We start from the raw sequence: 16,235 nt of genomic DNA, 5'->3' as shown, positions 1-16,235 counted from the left end.
TAATCGAATGATTTAATGCGCGTTTCCGTGCGTGATTAGCTCAAAAGAGGGAAGCCTTACGCTTCCGATAGTCCCCGGACCGAGGCGATGAACTGTTTCAGTTCGCGGGTCTGCGGGTTAGCGAACAGCGTTTTGCTGTCGCCCTGCTCCCAGACCGTGCCCTGATGCATAAACACCACGCGGTCGCCCACTTCACGGGCAAAATTCATTTCATGCGTGACCAGAATCAGCGTCATGCCTTCTGCAGCAAGCTGTTCCAGCACTTTCAGCACTTCGCCGACTAATTCAGGATCGAGCGCCGAGGTAATTTCATCGCACAGCAGGACTTTCGGGCTCATCGCCAGCGCGCGGGCAATCGCGACGCGCTGCTGCTGGCCGCCCGACAGGTTGGCTGGGTAATAGTGAAGACGCTCACCCAGCCCCACCTTTTTCAACACCCGCTCGCCCAGCTCACGGCACTCCGCCGCGCTTTTACCCAGCACGCGGCGCGGTGCCAGCATCACGTTTTCCAGCGCCGACATGTGCGGAAACAGATTGAAGTTCTGGAACACCATCCCGACCGAGCGACTGATTTCACGCGCCTGCGAATCCCTGTCGGTGACCGTCATCCCGCCCAGCTTGATGCTGCCGTCCTGATAGCCTTCCAGACCGTTCATGCAGCGCAATAGCGTGCTCTTACCAGAACCGCTGCGCCCGATGATCGAAATGACCTCACCCATTTCAATATCCAGATCCACGCCTTTCAGGACATGGTTCTGGCCGTAATATTTTTGAACCTGATTAATGGTGATGAGCGGCATTGAATTTCTTCTCCAGATAGCGGCTGTAGTAAGAGAGCGGATAGCACATCAGGAAGTAGCCCAGCGCCACCAATCCGAACACTTTAAACGGCTGATAGGTCACGTTATTCAACATGGTTCCCGCCTTGGTCAGTTCGATAAACCCGATGATCGACGCCAGCGCAGTACCTTTAATCACCTGCACGGAAAACCCCACGGTAGGCGCGATGGCGATACGCATCGCCTGCGGCGCAATCACCCGATAGAGCGTTTGGCCGAAATCCAGCCCGAGGCAGCGCGACGCTTCCCACTGCCCTTTCGGCAACGCTTCGACACTGCCGCACCAGATATCCACCAGAAAGGCGCTGGTAAAGAGCGTCAGAGCCAGTGCCGCCGCCGTCCACGGGCTCACATCAATGCCGAACAGCGCCAGCCCGAAAAAGGCGAGGAATAGCTGCATCAGCAGCGGCGTTCCTTGAAAGAGCTCGGAATACAGATGGACAAAGCGCATCGGCCATTTGCGTTTCGTCAGCCGCAGCAGCATCAGCGGAAAGGTCACTATCGCACCGCCGATAAACGCCGTCAGCGACAGCAGTAACGTCCAACGTGCCGCCAGCAGCAGGTTGCGCACAATATCCCAGTCGGTAAATGTCATCATGACGGATTCCCCAGAAAGCGCCGACCTGCCAGCAGTAAGAGTTGTCGCATCAGAACAGACAGCACCAGATAACACAGCGTGGTTGCCAGATACACTTCAAAGCTCAAAAACGTACGGGACTGAATCAGGTTGGCGGCAAAGGTCAGTTCCTCATAAGACACCTGCGACACCACCGACGACCCCAGCATGACAATGATGCATTGGCTAACCAGCGCCGGATAAATCCGCTGGAGCGCGGGCGGCAGAATCACACGTAAAAAGGTCTGCATTCGCGTCAGCCCCAGCACGCGGGCAGCTTCCCACTGGCCTTTCGGCGTAACCTGAATCCCCGCACGGATAATCTCGGTGCTGTACGCTCCCAGATTAATCAACATCGCCAACAGCGCGGCCTGTCCGGCGGTGAGCTTCAAGCCCAGGCTCGGCAAGCCGAAGACGATGAAGAACAGCTGAACCACAAACGGCGTATTGCGGATCAGCTCGACGTAGACACCCCATAGCCGACTCAGCAGAGTGGGCTTGCCGCTGCGCAAGGCCGCACCGAAGATGCCGATAGCAATGCCGCCGAGGGTTGCCATGACCGTCAGCTCAATGGTGACCCACAACCCCTCCAGCAGCTCAGGCCAGAACGGAAACAGCGCAGAAAAATTAAGCTGATAGGTCATGGCGTGCTCCCGTTAAGCCTTGATGCTGGCCGGCAGCGGCGCTTTCAGCCATTTTTCCGACAGGCTATTGAGCGTGTCATCTTTCAGAGCCTGCTCAATCAAGGCATCGACTTTTGCTTTCAGCGCGGGTTCATCCTTTTTCAGGCCGATGTAGCACGGCGAATCTTTCAGCATAAACTTCGCCACCGGAGCTTTCGTCGGGTTCTGCTCGGCGATCGCCGCCACAACCAGGTTGCCGGTGGCGACATATTCCACCTGCCCGGACAGGTACGCCGACAGCGTGGTGTTGTTGTCTTCGTAGCGCTTAATCTGTGCGGCCTTCGGCGCGATATCCGTCAGCACCATGTCTTCTACCGCACCGCGCGTGACGCCGATGCTTTTGCCTTCCAACGCTTCTGATGATGTCAGCGTGTTGTCTTTCGGCCCAAATACGCCGAGGAAAAACGGCGCGTAGGCGCGGCTGAAATCGATCACTTTTTCACGCTCAGCATTTTTGCCCAGACTGGAGATCACCAGATCAACTTTGTTGGTTTGCAGATACGGCACGCGGTTGGCGCTGGTGACAGGAACCAGCTGCAACTTTAGTTTCATCTCTTTCGCCAGATAGCGAGCGATATCGATGTCATACCCCTGCGGTTGCAGATCCGTTCCTACCGATCCAAACGGCGGGAAATCCTGCGGGACGGCGACACGCAGCACACCGCGCTTCTCGATATCCTGCAACTGATCGGCCATCGCGCTACTGGCCTGAACCAGTAACATTGCCGCGCCCATCACCGCCAGTAACCCTTTTTTGATGCCCAGTTTATTGATCAACATCGTCTCTGCCCCCGGTTAGTATAATTGAAACGAAAGATTCTTTAAAAACAAAAATTGAAACCATCGTTGCAAATATTAAGCAAGGAGTGTGCCAGATTACGCGGGTACCCTTGACGATGAGGAACAATGTAGAAGGTCAGGGAATCATGCTGAAATATGGCATAGCTGTAGATATGGAATATTGGTGAACAGTTTCGGGCGTGATACTCAGGAGTTAACCTTGTGGTTTTATGCCTTATTCGCGTAAAAAATTGCGCTGAGGTGAGCATGACCGCCGGATGAGCGGCATGGACGCCGCGAAAGTCAGCGCCGCGTCGGGAGCGCGTCGCTGGCGGTCCGTGTTGCGGCCATGAACGCCGAAGGTACCGCGAAGCGGCGCAATTCCGCGAAAAAAGCCTGGGTTCATAGGGCAAGCGGCGTTTGAGCTGCCCTATGTCGGGCGTGGCGCTATGTCACAAAAATAATCCAGTTTTATCACGCCCGAAACAAGCCACATGACAGATAAGAACACCAATTAACTAGCACCATTTTAGTGCAACAGCACCATCCCAACGCACCATTAGCGTTGCTCAAGCTCATCCAGTTCACCATAAAGATCCACGATCTGGTGGATGCGCTGGCGTCCGTCACGCAGCATTTCATGCAGCAGCGCATTGCTGATCACGTTAACTAAACTCATGGCGGACGAATAGCTGTCAAACGCCGAGACGCTGTCCAGCGGGACGCACAGCGACCAGGTTGCCAGCGACATTAGCGTACTCACCTGTGGCTCGCACAACAGCAGCACAGGCACCCCGCGCTTTTGCAACTGCACCAATAACGGCTGAATCAGGCGTGGACGGCGGCGAAAAGCCACCACAATCACGACATCCTGCGCAGTGAGATCCACCAGCTCTTCGGATAACGTCTGCCCCGGTTGCGTCAGCAGCGTGACCTGTTGGCGAATCTGGAGCAGCTGTTGGCGCAGGTGCAACGCCACCGGATAGCTATTGCGCAGCCCAATCAAACACAGGCGCTGCGCCTGCATCAACGCCTGAATTACCGCGCCAAACTGCACGGGATCAATTTGGTTGATCCACTGTGTCAGGTTCGCCATTTCCTGCTTGTAATGCCGCGCCAGCAGCGTATTCCCCTGCACAGCATCCCGGTTATCCGCCAGCGGCATCCCGCTCTGGCGCAGCGTTCTGAGCTCATCGCGCATGTCGCGGTAGCTGGGGTAGCCCAGCCGTTTGAACAACCGGCTGACTGTCGCTTTGGAGACGCCGCTCAGCCGCGCCAGCTCGGCGCTGTTGTAGCTAATCAGATCATCAAAGTGATCGAAGATGAAATCCGCGACACGCTGTTCCTGCGGTGAAAGCTCGCTGTAGCGATCCCGTAATCGTTCATCTATTTGCATCATCGTCTCTCACCCGTTGCGCTTGCTGTAACGTTTGTTTCATGTCGCAGAACATAGCACAGGATTGTCAGGATGATATAGATACCTCCTCCAGCACCGCATACCAACTTTCCACCGCAATAAAAAACTGGAACGCCGTTTGCTTATAGCTAGGGTTAATAGAACTCATCACCCTACATAAAACTTAAAAAGGAATCCTGAGATGATGCAAAGCAACACCGCCCCGCTGGGCATGACGGTAGCACCTCATCATTTAGCCAGTGCCAGCGCGTTGGCGATTCTGCGTGAAGGTGGCAACGCTATTGAAGCCATGGTCGCCGCAGCGGCAACTATTGCCGTGGTGTACCCGCATATGAACGGGATCGGCGGCGACGGTTTCTGGCTAATTGTGCCACCACACGGTGAACCCGTGGCTATCGATGCCAGCGGGGCGGCGGGGTCGCTGGCCTGCCGTGAGTACTATCAGGGCGAAAGTCGCATTCCGCACCGCGGCCCGAAAGCGGCGCTGACGGTCGCAGGCACCGTCGGCGGCTGGCAGGAAGCGCTGGCCTATTCACAAGAGTTGGACAATTCACAAAAAATAGACAGCACGCCGATGCCGCTGGCTCGTCTGCTATCTGACGCGATTCGCTATGCGGCTGACGGCATTCCCGTCACGCAGTCTCAGGAAGATGCACTCACCCAGCGCTATCACGAGCTGGGCGATTGTTCGGCCTTCAGCCAGCTGTTTATGCCGCAAGGAAATATCCCGCGCGCGGGCAGCCGTTTCACGCAGTCGGATTTAGCCGATACCCTGACGACGCTAAGCCTTGAAGGGCTGGACAGTTTTTATCGCGGCTCCGTAGCCAATCAGCTGGCGGCACAGATGGCGCAGCTCGGTATGCCGCTAACGGCTGACGATCTGGCAAATTACCGCGCCAGGCGGACAACGCCGCTGGTGCTGAAGCACAGCAAAGGCGACATCTATAACCTCGCGCCGCCGACGCAGGGTCTGGTGTCGCTCGCGATTCTCGGCCTGACCGATCATTTAGACATGGAAGATCTGAGCGATAGCCAGACGATCCACCGCATTGTCGAATCGACCAAGCTGGCGTTTGGCCTGCGTGACCGCTTCATTACCGATCCCAAGTTGATGAAACAGGACGTTCAGGCGCTGCTGGAAAACGATGCACTCGGCGTGCTAGCTCGGCAGGTCGATACGCGCAAAGCCGCACCGTGGGGAGAAGGCAAAGGCCCCGGCGACACTGTCTGGATGGGGGTATGCGACAGCAGCGGCCTGTGCGTCTCTTTTATTCAAAGCATTTACCACGAGTTTGGCAGCGGCGTGGTTTTACCGGGAACTGGCGTGCTCTGGCAAAACCGCGGTGCCTCTTTCAGCCTCGATCCGGCACACCTGCTGGCGCTAGAGCCGGGTAAGCAGCCTTTTCATACCTTAAACCCTGCCGCCGCACGCCTGTCCGATGGTCGAACGATGGTCTACGGCTCGATGGGCGGCGACGGACAACCGCAGACGCAGGCGGCCATCTTTATCCGTCACGTTCAGCAAGGGCTGCCGCTGCAACAGGCGATTACCGCCCCACGCTGGCTGCTGGGCCGTACCTGGGGACAGGTCTCCGATACGCTGAAGATCGAAGATCGTTTTAAACCCGCCACTGTGGATGCCTTGCGTCAGCTCGGTCACGACGTCGAACTCTTGAGCAGCTTTAGTGAAACGGTCGGCCACGCAGGGGCCATCGTACGGCACACCAACGGCATGCTGGAAGGTGCCTTCGACCCACGCAGCAACGGCAGCGCGGCAGGTTTTTAATCATCACTCAACAGGGAGAACACTGCATGACGGCAACATCTATCGATAACGACACGCTAGCCGCTTATCTTCAGCACATGGAAACGCTGCTGGCGCTGCAACTCAGTCAGGAACGGCGTCAGGAGCTGTTAGTGCAGTTCAGCCGCATTCACGCCATGGCGCAGCCGCTGATGGATTTTCCTCTTGATGAGCATCAGGAAATTGCTGGGGTTTATACGCTATGAGTTTATACGCTAGGAGCTTATACGCTATGAGTTCATACGCCAGAAGTGCCCCCTCATCGTTATCCATCCGACAGATTCAGCAAGGCTTGCAAACCGGCACGTTCTCCGCCAGAGAGCTTGCACAGCAGGCGCTGGGCACCATTGAGCAGGCCAACCCCACGATTAATGCCTACACCCATGTCACCGGCGAACGCATGCTGGCAGAGGCAGAACGCATCGACGCCAGCCGTCAACGCGGGGAAACTTTGCCCGCGCTGGCCGGCGTGCCTTACGCCGTCAAAAACCTGTTTGATGTCAGTGGCGAAACCACGTTAGCGGGTGCCGAGCTTTTCAGCCAGCGACCGCCCGCTGCACAGGATGCTTTTGCCATCCGCCAGCTTGCCAGCCAGGGCGCGCTGCTGTCCGGCATGTTGAATATGGATGCCTATGCCTACGGCTTTACCACCGAAAACAGCCATTACGGCCCCACGCGTAACCCGCTTGATACACAGCGCATTGCGGGTGGATCGTCTGGCGGATCGGCCGCTGCCGTCGCAGCAGGCTTGGTTAACTTCACGCTGGGCAGCGACACCAATGGCTCGATCCGCGTGCCGTCGTCGCTCTGCGGCATTTTCGGGCTAAAGCCGACGTTTGGCCGGTTATCACGTCACGGCAGCCACCCGTTTGTCGCCAGCCTCGACCATATCGGCCCGCTGGCGCGTAGCGCAGACGATCTGGCATTAGTATTCGATGCCTTACAAGGTCGCGACGAACACGATCGTTTTCAGGCCAAGCGGGAAACGCAGCATACCGCCGCACGGTTGGAAGCGGGCAGTGACGGATTACGCTACGCGGTGCTCGACGGCTATTTCTCCACGTGGGCCAGCGAGGAGGCCAACGCCGCCGTTCGTCAGATCGCACAGGCGCTGGGCGCACAGGACAGCCTGACGCTAACCGATGCCGCACTGGCACGTAGCGCCGCCTTTATTCTGTCGGCCAGCGAAGGGGGTAACCAGTACCTGCCAGACTTACGCTCGCAGCCCGAGCGCTTCGAGCCCCTGTCACGTGAGCGGCTGCTGGCAGGCGCTATGATCCCCGCGGCCTGGTATGTGCAGGCTCAGCGCTTCCGTCATTATTTCCGTCAACAGACGCTGGCACTGTTTGAGCACACCGACCTGCTGATCGCCCCGGCGACGCCCTGTTCCGCCACGCTCATTGGGCAGGAAACCATGCGCATTAATGATACCGATCTACCCGTCCGCGCCAGCATGGGCATGCTGACACAGCCGATCTCTTTCGTCGGTCTGCCCGTCGTGACTGTGCCGGTAGCAACCGCCAGCGGCCTGCCGATAGGCGTGCAGATTATTGCCGCACCGTGGCGCGAGGATCTTTGTCTGCGGACGGCGTGGGCGCTTGAGCAGCAGGGCATAACCTATACCCGTCATACTTCAAGTTGCATGTGCGTTGGCTGCGCTCAGTCACCCGAATCACTTACCAGTGTAAGCTCATCGGGACTCCCTCCCTTGCCGCCTGCCTGAAACTCGAATTATTTAGGGTGTATACCTTATGAGGAAAGAAAATATGTTGCCTGAAGATATTAACCAGCCGGATGTGCTGGCCGACGTGACCGCCGCGTTTTATCGCTATGAGAAAGCCTTAACGGGTAATGACGTTGCGGTACTGGATGAACTGTTCTGGCACGATGACAAAACGGTGCGCTACGGTGCGGGAGAAAATCTGTACGGGATCGAGGAAATCCGCGCCTTTCGTCTCGCTCGCCCCTCTGCCGGTCTGGACAGAACCCTGCGTAATACGGTCATCACCACCTATGGTCATGATATGGCCGTCGCCAGCACGGAGTTTACCCGCGCAGGCAGTACGAAGATCGGTCGCCAAATGCAAACCTGGGTAAAAATGCCCGAAGGCTGGCGCGTTGTCGCTGCCCACGTCAGCCTGATGAGTTCGTAGCAATGAAAAAGAAAACAAGCGCAATCTCTATGCGCTTGTTTCAGTTCCCACTAATCTACTTATCCGCCAAATTAGGAGCATCTGAGGCTAGATAATATTTGCCATCAATAAGCACATATTCACCAGAAGCCAGCTTACGCTTTATCACATCACGCGCTGCCATTTGCAGCTTTTTCCCCAAGGCGAAAAATGCCTGTTCCTGAAGACTTAACGTCGTAATATCGTGTGAGGATGACATAGCTTCTCCTATCTGAACCAAGTCGATTAAATGACTGCATACCAGGGATACGAATGTTAAATCTGTTTTTCCCTGCTAACCCCAGTAAACCATCATATAAATCCGCGAGATCGATTTTCCTTTTCCCCGAAAGGTCGGGAGCTGCGCACCAATAGTAAGCACCAGATCGGGAAACATTGTAGTGGTCAAAAATCGCTCTGGCAACCGACGTAATCACCTTTAGAATTTGCCCAGAATTGAGCTCAACATGCTGATAAGCTTCCAAACGCTCTTGATTCTCAACTTTATCAAAAGCCACCGTCCAAAGACCCGACTGGGGCATTTGAAAACCAGGTATGTTATGTTTCTCATCAATCCCTTTATTAAGCAATTCGTCCGCTGACTGGAGTTTCTGGAAACCAATGGCATATACCATGCCACCAACGATAAACTGACGCATAAGCAACTCACCATTCCCTGTATAGTCTTCGAAATCATGGTATTCCCAAGTGACCACGTTTAGCTTTTCCTTAGCAGAAATCAGATGAGCAGATAACCAAAATACCTTTCTTGTGACAATGTCCTTATTTCTCTTTCTGGTTTTGCTTCGCAATTTTTAAAAACACGCAAAATCCCCACTTACCGCTGGTTGTTACTCCCTAAATATGACAGATATATTATTCAGAACACTCTCATTTATTGGTGAGAATTAACGCAATCATTTTACCCGCAATATCTTTGCTATACTGTATAAAATACCGACAGATATCATAAGTAAAAAATGTACCTACGTCGGTCTATTTGAGTGTCTACAACCCGAAAAATGTGATTTATTTATCATATTATTCGATTAGTGAAATTCACTATAAATCGCGGTTTATCCACCATCAGAAAAGGTTATATCCCCTGCGAATCCAACGCGTAAAAATCAACAGGTAACACACTGTTATAAAAAGAATTACCCTTCCAATGAAAAATCATAAAGATCACGTAAATCATGAAGATAAGGCAGTAATAATAGCGTTACTGTTATCGCGAATATTAACCTTCCGGGAAACGTCTCTGAGGCAATCAAGGGTTGTCTCAGAATCTGAGTATGGTAGGGTAGATTATGTTTAATCATTATCAGGGCTACGTTATAGAATTATAAACGACATAGGAAAACAATAATTTCATGGCAATTAAACTTGAAGTAAAGAATCTTTATAAGATATTTGGCGAGCATCCTGACAGAGCATTTAAACTGATTGATAAAGGCCTGAGCAAAGATCAGGTATTTGAAAAAACAGGGCTTACTGTCGGCGTGAAAGATGCCAGTCTGGCCATTGAAGAAGGCGAGATATTTGTCATCATGGGATTATCCGGTTCCGGCAAATCAACCATGGTACGCCTTCTCAATCGTCTGATCGAACCCACTCGGGGTCAGGTACTGATCGACGGTGAGGATATCTCCAGGATATCCGATACCGCGCTGCGTGACGTACGCCGCAAGAAGATCAGCATGGTGTTCCAATCCTTTGCGCTGATGCCGCATCTGAACATCCTCAACAATACCGCGTTTGGTATGGAACTGGCTGGCGTGCCGAAAGCGGAACGTGAGCAAAAAGCGCTGGATGCCTTGCAGCAGGTTGGTCTTGAAGCCTACGCCGCGTCTTACCCGGATGAGCTGTCCGGCGGGATGCGACAGCGTGTCGGTCTGGCACGTGCGTTAGCGAATGACCCCGATATCCTGCTGATGGATGAGGCGTTCTCCGCACTCGACCCGCTGATCCGTACTGAAATGCAGGATGAGTTAGTCAAACTCCAGTCTCGTCATAAACGCACTATCGTCTTTATCTCGCACGATCTGGATGAAGCGATGCGCATCGGCGACCGCATTGCCATTATGCACGGCGGTGAAGTCATTCAGGTCGGTACACCCGATGAAATCCTGAATAACCCAGCCAATGACTATGTGCGCACCTTTTTCCGCGGCGTCGATATCAGCCACGTGTTTAGCGCCAAAGATATCGCTCGCCGTCGCCCGGTCACCTTAATCCGTAAAACGCCCGGCGTGGGCCCACGTTCCGCGCTGAAAATCCTTCAGGACGAAGACCGTGATTACGGCTACGTGCTGGAAGGCGGAAAACGCTTCATTGGCGTCGTCTCGATTGATTCACTGAAGCTGGCGCTGAAAGAACAGCAGCCGCTGGAACATGCGTTACTGCCCGAACCTGCTCCCGTGCCCGCAGATATGTCACTCAACGAGCTGATTTCTCAGGTCGCACAGGCCCCCTGTGCCGTTCCTGTCGTCGGCGAAAACCATGAGTACATTGGCATCATTTCCAAAGGAATGTTGCTACAGGCACTGGATAAGGAAGGAGTGACCAATGAGTAAATCAACATCAAATCCGTGGGATAACACCACGGCACAACATCAGCCGACCGATCAAAACGCAGCCCCTGAACAGGCTAATGGCGCACAGCAAAACGATCCGTGGGCAGCCAGCACGCAGAGCGCACCAGCCGATGGCTCAACCCCCGCGCAGCATGGCACGACGCCTGACCACGCAGCGCAGGGCGATCCCTGGTCCACTGGCGCGCCTGCTCAGGATGCACCGGCTAACGGCAGCGATGCCTGGAGCACCGCACCGGCTCCCGATGGTTCCGCCGATGCCGCCCATCAGGCGGCGCAATCCGGCAGTGACTGGCTGAATAACGCCGCCCCTGCAACACCCGAGCATTTCAACCTGCTCGATCCGTTTAAGGACACGCTGATCCCACTGGACAGTTGGGTCACCCACGGGATCGATTGGGTTGTGCTGCACTTCAGACCGGTCTTTCAGGGCGTCCGTGTCCCAGTCGACTTTATTCTGAGTGGCTTCCAGCAGTTTCTGTTGGGTATGCCCGCGCCGCTTGCCATTCTGGTGTTCTCGCTGATTGCCTGGCAGATGTCCAGCTTCGGCATGGGTGTCGCCACCCTGCTGTCTCTGATCGCCATCGGTGCGATTGGTGCCTGGTCGCAGGCCATGATCACGCTCGCGCTGGTGCTGACCGCGCTGTTCTTCTGCGTGCTCATCGGGCTCCCCATGGGGATTTGGCTGGCGCGTAGCGAACGAGCCGCGAAGTTTATCCGCCCGCTATTGGATGCCATGCAGACGACGCCCGCGTTCGTCTATCTGGTGCCTATCGTCATGCTGTTCGGTATCGGTAACGTGCCGGGCGTCGTGGTGACGATAATCTTTGCCCTGCCGCCAATTATTCGCTTAACGATTCTGGGTATTCGTCAGGTGCCGGCCGATTTGATCGAAGCTGCCGAGTCATTCGGCGCGAGTCCACGCCAGATGCTGTTTAAGGTTCAGCTCCCGCTGGCTATGCCGACCATCATGGCGGGTGTTAACCAGACGCTGATGCTGGCGCTGTCGATGGTGGTTATCGCCTCGATGATCGCCGTAGGCGGTCTGGGCCAGATGGTACTGCGCGGTATCGGTCGTCTGGATATGGGTCTGGCTGCCGTCGGCGGCGTCGGGATCGTTATTCTGGCGATTATTCTTGACCGACTGACGCAGTCTCTGGGACGCGATCGCCGCAGCAAGGGCAACAAAAGCTGGTACACCAGCGGCCCGATTGGTCTGCTGACCCGTCCTTTCATCAAGCAATAACGCACGATAAAAACAGAGGGAATCATGATGCGTAACACCACACTTTGGGCCACCGCCCTGACTACCGCCCTGTTGAGTACGCAGGTTTACGCCGCAGACACCGCGCAACCTGGTAAAGGTATCACCGTTATTCCGGTGCAAAGCACCATCTCCGAAGAAACGTTCCAGACGCTGCTGGTCAGCCGCGCGTTGGAAAAGCTGGGCTATGACGTGCAGCCTCCGCGTGAAGTGGACTACAACGTGGCCTACACCTCAATTGCCTCCGGCGATGCGACATTTATCGCCGTGAACTGGGATCCGCTGCACGCCGATCAGTACAAAGCCGCTGGCGGGGACGCGAAATTCTACCGTCAGGGTGAATATGTCTCCGGTGCCGCCCAAGGTTATCTGATCGATAAGAAAACGGCTGAGAAATACAAAATTACCAATATTGCGCAGCTAAAAGATCCGAAAATCGCCAAGCTGTTCGATACCAACGGCGACGGCAAAGCCGATCTGACGGGCTGTACGCCGGGCTGGGGATGTGAAGCGGCGATTAATCATCACCTTCCTGCCTATGGCTTAACCAACACGGTAGAACATAATCAGGGTAACTATGCGGCAATGATTGCCGATACCATCACCCGTTATAAAGAAGGCAAGCCGATTCTGTACTACACGTGGACACCGTACTGGGTCAGTGATGTGCTGGTGCCGGGACGTGACGTAGTCTGGTTGCAGGTGCCTTTCTCTTCTCAACCGGGAGAAATGAAGGACGTCAGCACCAAACTGCCTAACGGAGCTGACTATGGTTTCCCTGTCAACACGATGAAGATTGCCGCGAATAAAGCGTGGGCCGAGAAAAATCCGGCTGCGGCGAAACTGTTCGCTATCATGAAGCTGCCGATTGCTGACGTAAATGCGCAGAACCTGCGTATGCACGAAGGTCAGGGTTCACAAAAAGATATCGAACGTCATGTTGATGGCTGGATCAAAGCCCACCAGCAGCTGTTTGACGGCTGGGTGAAAACCGCCGCTGACGCCGCGAAATAATCACCGGTAGACGAGCGCCCCTTTCGCGAAAAGGGGCGCTCGTTTTCTTCGTTCCCGCAACAACACGTCGCAACCCTGACGCCTCGCCAAACCTAATCAGAAAATCATTTTATATTGTCGTCCAGAAATGCGTGGATGACAGGGATGATGTCATTTGCATGCGTTTCTAAAGCAAAATGCCCGGTATCGTAGAAGCGGATATCGGCATGGGGAATATCCCGCTTCCACGCTTCCGCACCGGCTGGCAAAAAGTAAGGATCGTGGCGGCCCCAGACCGCAAGCAGCGGCGGTTGCTTCTCACGGAAGTAAGCCTGGAATTCAGGATAACGCTGAACATTGGAGGCGTAGTCCAGTAGCAGGTCTAGTTGAATATCAGCATTGCCTGGGCGAGACACGTGCAGCCCTTCAAGGGTGTATCCATCAGGGGAGACAAGGCTGGTATCACTGACGCCTTCTAAATATTGCCATTTCACGGAGGCGGCGGTCGGAAAATCATGAAGAGCAGCACGATTCTCTGCCGTTGGTGATTGCCAATATCGTCTGATCGCATCCCATCCTTGCGCCAAACCTTCTTCATAAGCATTACCGTTCTGCGAAATAATTGCCGTAATGCGATCGGGATGAGCCGTAGCGAGACGCCATCCAACCGGTGCGCCATAGTCATGAACCATGATCGCATAACGCGGGAGCTTCAACTGTTCCGTGAACCGATCGATCGTCTTCGCCAGATTATCAAACGTATAGTCATACTCATCACTTCCCGGCGATTCTGTGAAACCGAAGGACGGCAGATCGGGAGCAATCACGTGATAATTCTCAGCAAGTGCCGGAATCAGTTCTCGAAACATGTACGAGGATGCAGCGAATCCATGCAGTAGCAAAATGCTGGGTGATGATGGTTTTCCTGCTTCACGATAGAAAATGTTTACGTTACCCACCTGCTCATAACGGTAGTGGACTTGGGTCTCGGGTGTCGTTGCTATATGAGTATTCACAGTCTTTTTCCTTTGTAACCTTTAAAGTGACAACTTGAAGGTTACAGACATTTAGTGTAACCTGTCAATATCATTTTAAGGGTTACATCAATGCACACATCACCGATAATTCAGCCTCACTTTCTCGCGAACAACCTCGCTTTGGATCTCATCAACAGTGCATTTGGAACAGGAAGCGAATACCACGACTGTTTGACTGATGACGCAAGTGTCATCGCATGGCTTAAAGCGGCTAAGCAACTACCTGAAAATTTTACGGATGTGCCGACAGGCTTGATGAATGAAGCTCTGGCATTACGTCAGGCAATGGTTCGGACAATAGAGGCCGTCCGATCGGGTAAGGAATATAACCCTGAACAAATCAACCACATTCTTGATAGTGGGCGGCCAGTCAGAACGCTGGAATGGAATAGTCAGCAAGCTGGTTTTAACGTTGTGGAATGCAGGAGGGATAATAGCTGTGCCAGTTTACTCGAACCGGTAGCAATGGCGTTCGCTGCTCTGATTTCCGGGCCTGAGGTAAAATATATTCGCCAGTGTGAAGCGCACGACTGTACTCTGTTCTTTCTAGATACCACCAAATCACATCGTCGGAGATGGTGCAGCATGGCGCTTTGTGGCAACAGGATGAAAGTTGCGGCATTCCGCTCGCGTAAGCAGGAAACAGACTGATAACGGGAACAATGAACCTTTACACTGCCCATGAGCAACGTCAAAAGCACGCGTTATACATCCGGTAGAGGCATCTTCCTTTCTACGATGCCCCTTTCGTGGAAAGGGGCGTTTTTCATTGATGGGTAACAATTACGGCAGGTTAACGATTTCGACCCAGTTCGCGCCTTTTCCAGTCGGGTATTGCCCGACTCGCACTAAATCCCCGTTATCCTGATTGATGCGATACACCGACAGCGATGTCGATTTTTCGCCGCTGGCGATCAGGAATTTCCCGCTTGGATCGATCTGAATACCGCGCGGCTGCGTTTCCGTTGGGTAGCGCGTAATGTATTGCAGTTGTCCGGTTTTCGGTTCTACCCGCAGCAGCGCAATCGTGCTTTTGGTGCGTTCCGATACGTACAGGAATTTTCCATTTGGCGTCAGACGTAAATCGGCGCTCCATATCTGTGGACGGCTGTCAGTGCTATTTTTATCTGGCGTAACGGTTCCCGCTCGCATCCCCGCATCGGCCGGCACGGTGTCCGTGTAATCCAACAGCGTGAGCTGCCCTGTATTTTCATTCAACGCCAGACGCGCGACTTTGCCGGATAGTTCATTGCTCACGTAAAGCGTTTTATTATCTGGCGATAACACCAGATGGCGCGGTCCGTTTCCTTTAGGCAGCTTAATTTCTGCCGGTTCATTTGGCGTCAGCGTGCCGGTTTTCGTATCAAACCGGAACTGTACGATTTGGTCGCTGCCCAGATTGCTGGCAAAAACGAATTTATTTTTGCGATCGGCAATAATACTGTGTGCCTTCTCGCCTGTCGGCACCACCGTGACCGCACTTGCGTTCACCTTTCCATCTTTATCAATGCCATTAACTGCGACTTTATTACCGCCGTATGAGGCGCTGAACAGCCACTTTCCCGTGCGGTCCGTCGAGGTGTAGGCCATGCTGTCCGGCAGTTCCGCTTTGCCTAATGGGCTCAGCGCACCGCTTTTAGGGTCGATTTTATAGCTCACCGCCGAGTAAGGAATGCCGCGCGTCGCAGCATAGAGGAAGGATTTATCCGGGCTAACGGCCATCGGCATCACTTTCGCGCCTGCAGCGGCTTTGCCAATAGCAGTTAATTCACCGCTTTGCGTATTGAGTGTGTAGGCATCAATTACGCCGTCAGTGGCAGCAGAAACGTAAACGGCCGTTACCGCCTGGGCGCCCACCGACCACAGTGCAGCTGCGGGCAGAAGTGCACATCCCATTAACACTGCAACGCTTTTTTTCTTAAATACCTGATAATGCTTAAGCATAATGTCCCCTGTCGATGATGTTATGACGCTGGCGATAAGCTAAATCAATATCATTAAAAACAAAACAAACTTAAGAAGCGTAAAGATATTCTG

The 16,235-nt window shown here is 54.0% G+C and carries 16 protein-coding genes; 8 read left to right on the top strand and 8 right to left on the bottom strand.

The window, feature by feature from the left end; translation table 11 throughout:
• Positions 1 to 56 precede the first annotated feature (56 nt).
• From Q3A88_RS15625 to Q3A88_RS15605, 5 genes are all read right to left on the bottom strand, one after another.
• Positions 57 to 800 (bottom strand): amino acid ABC transporter ATP-binding protein, encoded by a 744-nt coding sequence (locus Q3A88_RS15625; RefSeq protein WP_317178235.1) that lies wholly within the window; start codon positions 798 to 800, stop codon positions 57 to 59.
• On the bottom strand, positions 781 to 1,434 hold the full coding sequence (locus Q3A88_RS15620) for an amino acid ABC transporter permease (protein WP_233991238.1): 654 nt from the start codon (positions 1,432 to 1,434) through the stop codon (positions 781 to 783). The genes Q3A88_RS15625 and Q3A88_RS15620 overlap by 20 nt, the downstream gene beginning before the upstream one ends.
• Entirely contained in the window at positions 1,434 to 2,099 is a 666-nt protein-coding gene (locus Q3A88_RS15615; protein ID WP_010282622.1) for an amino acid ABC transporter permease, read from the bottom strand. Before Q3A88_RS15615 ends, Q3A88_RS15620 begins: the two co-directional genes overlap by 1 nt.
• Positions 2,100 to 2,111: 12 nt before the next feature.
• Positions 2,112 to 2,897 (bottom strand): transporter substrate-binding domain-containing protein, encoded by a 786-nt coding sequence (locus tag Q3A88_RS15610; RefSeq protein WP_317178262.1) that lies wholly within the window; start codon positions 2,895 to 2,897, stop codon positions 2,112 to 2,114.
• A 580-nt stretch (positions 2,898 to 3,477) separates the two neighbouring features.
• Positions 3,478 to 4,317, bottom strand: coding sequence for a MurR/RpiR family transcriptional regulator (locus tag Q3A88_RS15605; protein ID WP_010282627.1), 840 nt, complete (start codon positions 4,315 to 4,317; stop codon positions 3,478 to 3,480).
• Between the two features lie 199 nt (positions 4,318 to 4,516).
• Here Q3A88_RS15605 and Q3A88_RS15600 point away from each other — a divergent pair, with 199 nt between their 5' ends.
• Genes Q3A88_RS15600 through hpxZ form a run of 4 tightly spaced genes read left to right on the top strand, consistent with a single transcriptional unit; the run spans position 4,517 to position 8,292 of the window.
• Positions 4,517 to 6,121 carry a gamma-glutamyltransferase family protein gene (locus Q3A88_RS15600; protein WP_317178234.1) on the top strand — a complete coding sequence of 535 codons (1,605 nt, stop codon included), beginning with the start codon at positions 4,517 to 4,519 and terminating at the stop codon, positions 6,119 to 6,121.
• Positions 6,122 to 6,147: 26 nt separating this feature from the next.
• On the top strand, positions 6,148 to 6,345 hold the full coding sequence (hpxX, locus tag Q3A88_RS15595; protein ID WP_039288532.1) for an oxalurate catabolism protein HpxX: 198 nt from the start codon (positions 6,148 to 6,150) through the stop codon (positions 6,343 to 6,345).
• A gap of 26 nt (positions 6,346 to 6,371) precedes the next feature.
• Entirely contained in the window at positions 6,372 to 7,862 is a 1,491-nt protein-coding gene (locus tag Q3A88_RS15590) for an AtzE family amidohydrolase (protein ID WP_233991233.1), read from the top strand.
• A gap of 43 nt (positions 7,863 to 7,905) precedes the next feature.
• Complete coding sequence (hpxZ, locus tag Q3A88_RS15585) at positions 7,906 to 8,292, top strand: oxalurate catabolism protein HpxZ (RefSeq protein ID WP_193399152.1); 387 nt, start codon at positions 7,906 to 7,908, stop codon at positions 8,290 to 8,292.
• A gap of 149 nt (positions 8,293 to 8,441) precedes the next feature.
• Here hpxZ and Q3A88_RS15580 read toward each other — a convergent pair whose 3' ends face one another.
• Positions 8,442 to 9,026: a hypothetical protein gene (locus tag Q3A88_RS15580; protein WP_039277072.1), complete on the bottom strand. Its 585-nt coding sequence runs from the start codon at positions 9,024 to 9,026 to the stop codon at positions 8,442 to 8,444.
• A 657-nt stretch (positions 9,027 to 9,683) separates the two neighbouring features.
• Here Q3A88_RS15580 and proV point away from each other — a divergent pair.
• From proV to proX, 3 genes are read left to right on the top strand one after another with little or no spacing between them, the layout of a single operon-like run.
• The gene (proV, locus tag Q3A88_RS15575) at positions 9,684 to 10,886 is read left to right on the top strand and encodes a glycine betaine/L-proline ABC transporter ATP-binding protein ProV (protein WP_317178233.1); all 1,203 of its coding nucleotides are present in this window, start codon (positions 9,684 to 9,686) and stop codon (positions 10,884 to 10,886) included.
• A complete protein-coding gene (proW, locus tag Q3A88_RS15570) occupies positions 10,879 to 12,150 on the top strand; it encodes a glycine betaine/L-proline ABC transporter permease ProW (RefSeq protein WP_233991235.1) in 1,272 nt (423 codons plus the stop codon). Before proV ends, proW begins: the two co-directional genes overlap by 8 nt.
• Before the next feature lie 27 nt (positions 12,151 to 12,177).
• Positions 12,178 to 13,182: a glycine betaine/L-proline ABC transporter substrate-binding protein ProX gene (gene proX / locus Q3A88_RS15565; RefSeq protein ID WP_205543799.1), complete on the top strand. Its 1,005-nt coding sequence runs from the start codon at positions 12,178 to 12,180 to the stop codon at positions 13,180 to 13,182.
• A 104-nt stretch (positions 13,183 to 13,286) separates the two neighbouring features.
• On the opposite strand, the gene Q3A88_RS15560 is transcribed toward proX, so the two are convergent.
• Positions 13,287 to 14,177 carry an alpha/beta fold hydrolase gene (locus Q3A88_RS15560; RefSeq protein ID WP_110164100.1) on the bottom strand — a complete coding sequence of 297 codons (891 nt, stop codon included), beginning with the start codon at positions 14,175 to 14,177 and terminating at the stop codon, positions 13,287 to 13,289.
• 90 nt (positions 14,178 to 14,267) lie between these two features.
• Here Q3A88_RS15560 and Q3A88_RS15555 point away from each other — a divergent pair, with 90 nt between their 5' ends.
• Positions 14,268 to 14,849, top strand: coding sequence for a CGNR zinc finger domain-containing protein (locus tag Q3A88_RS15555; RefSeq protein ID WP_110164101.1), 582 nt, complete (start codon positions 14,268 to 14,270; stop codon positions 14,847 to 14,849).
• Positions 14,850 to 14,981: 132 nt separating this feature from the next.
• Here the strand turns inward: Q3A88_RS15555 and Q3A88_RS15550 are convergent, their stop codons facing one another.
• Entirely contained in the window at positions 14,982 to 16,142 is a 1,161-nt protein-coding gene (locus tag Q3A88_RS15550; RefSeq protein WP_317178232.1) for a lactonase family protein, read from the bottom strand.
• Between the last annotated feature and the right edge of the window lie 93 nt (positions 16,143 to 16,235).

This window comes from Pectobacterium sp. HCp5_1, assembly GCF_032905925.1.
Lineage (GTDB): Bacteria > Pseudomonadota > Gammaproteobacteria > Enterobacterales > Enterobacteriaceae > Pectobacterium > Pectobacterium brasiliense_A.
Note: the sequence above shows the minus strand (reverse complement) of the source record. Positions and strands in the feature narration are given on the sequence as shown.

Bases quoted from the DNA above. Each gene is read 5' to 3' on its own strand.
- Q3A88_RS15555 (WP_110164101.1), top strand. From the start codon at position 14,268: ATGCACACATCACCGATAATTCAGCCTCACTTTCTCGCGAACAACCTC.
- proV (WP_317178233.1), top strand. From the start codon at position 9,684: ATGGCAATTAAACTTGAAGTAAAGAATCTTTATAAGATATTTGGCGAG.
- hpxZ (WP_193399152.1), top strand. From the start codon at position 7,906: ATGTTGCCTGAAGATATTAACCAGCCGGATGTGCTGGCCGACGTGACC.
- Q3A88_RS15615 (WP_010282622.1), bottom strand. From the start codon at position 2,099: ATGACCTATCAGCTTAATTTTTCTGCGCTGTTTCCGTTCTGGCCTGAG.
- Q3A88_RS15550 (WP_317178232.1), bottom strand. From the start codon at position 16,142: ATGCTTAAGCATTATCAGGTATTTAAGAAAAAAAGCGTTGCAGTGTTA.
- Q3A88_RS15620 (WP_233991238.1), bottom strand. From the start codon at position 1,434: ATGACATTTACCGACTGGGATATTGTGCGCAACCTGCTGCTGGCGGCA.
- Q3A88_RS15600 (WP_317178234.1), top strand. From the start codon at position 4,517: ATGATGCAAAGCAACACCGCCCCGCTGGGCATGACGGTAGCACCTCAT.
- proW (WP_233991235.1), top strand. From the start codon at position 10,879: ATGAGTAAATCAACATCAAATCCGTGGGATAACACCACGGCACAACAT.
- Q3A88_RS15605 (WP_010282627.1), bottom strand. From the start codon at position 4,317: ATGATGCAAATAGATGAACGATTACGGGATCGCTACAGCGAGCTTTCA.
- hpxX (WP_039288532.1), top strand. From the start codon at position 6,148: ATGACGGCAACATCTATCGATAACGACACGCTAGCCGCTTATCTTCAG.
- proX (WP_205543799.1), top strand. From the start codon at position 12,178: ATGCGTAACACCACACTTTGGGCCACCGCCCTGACTACCGCCCTGTTG.
- Q3A88_RS15625 (WP_317178235.1), bottom strand. From the start codon at position 800: ATGCCGCTCATCACCATTAATCAGGTTCAAAAATATTACGGCCAGAAC.
- Q3A88_RS15590 (WP_233991233.1), top strand. From the start codon at position 6,372: ATGAGTTCATACGCCAGAAGTGCCCCCTCATCGTTATCCATCCGACAG.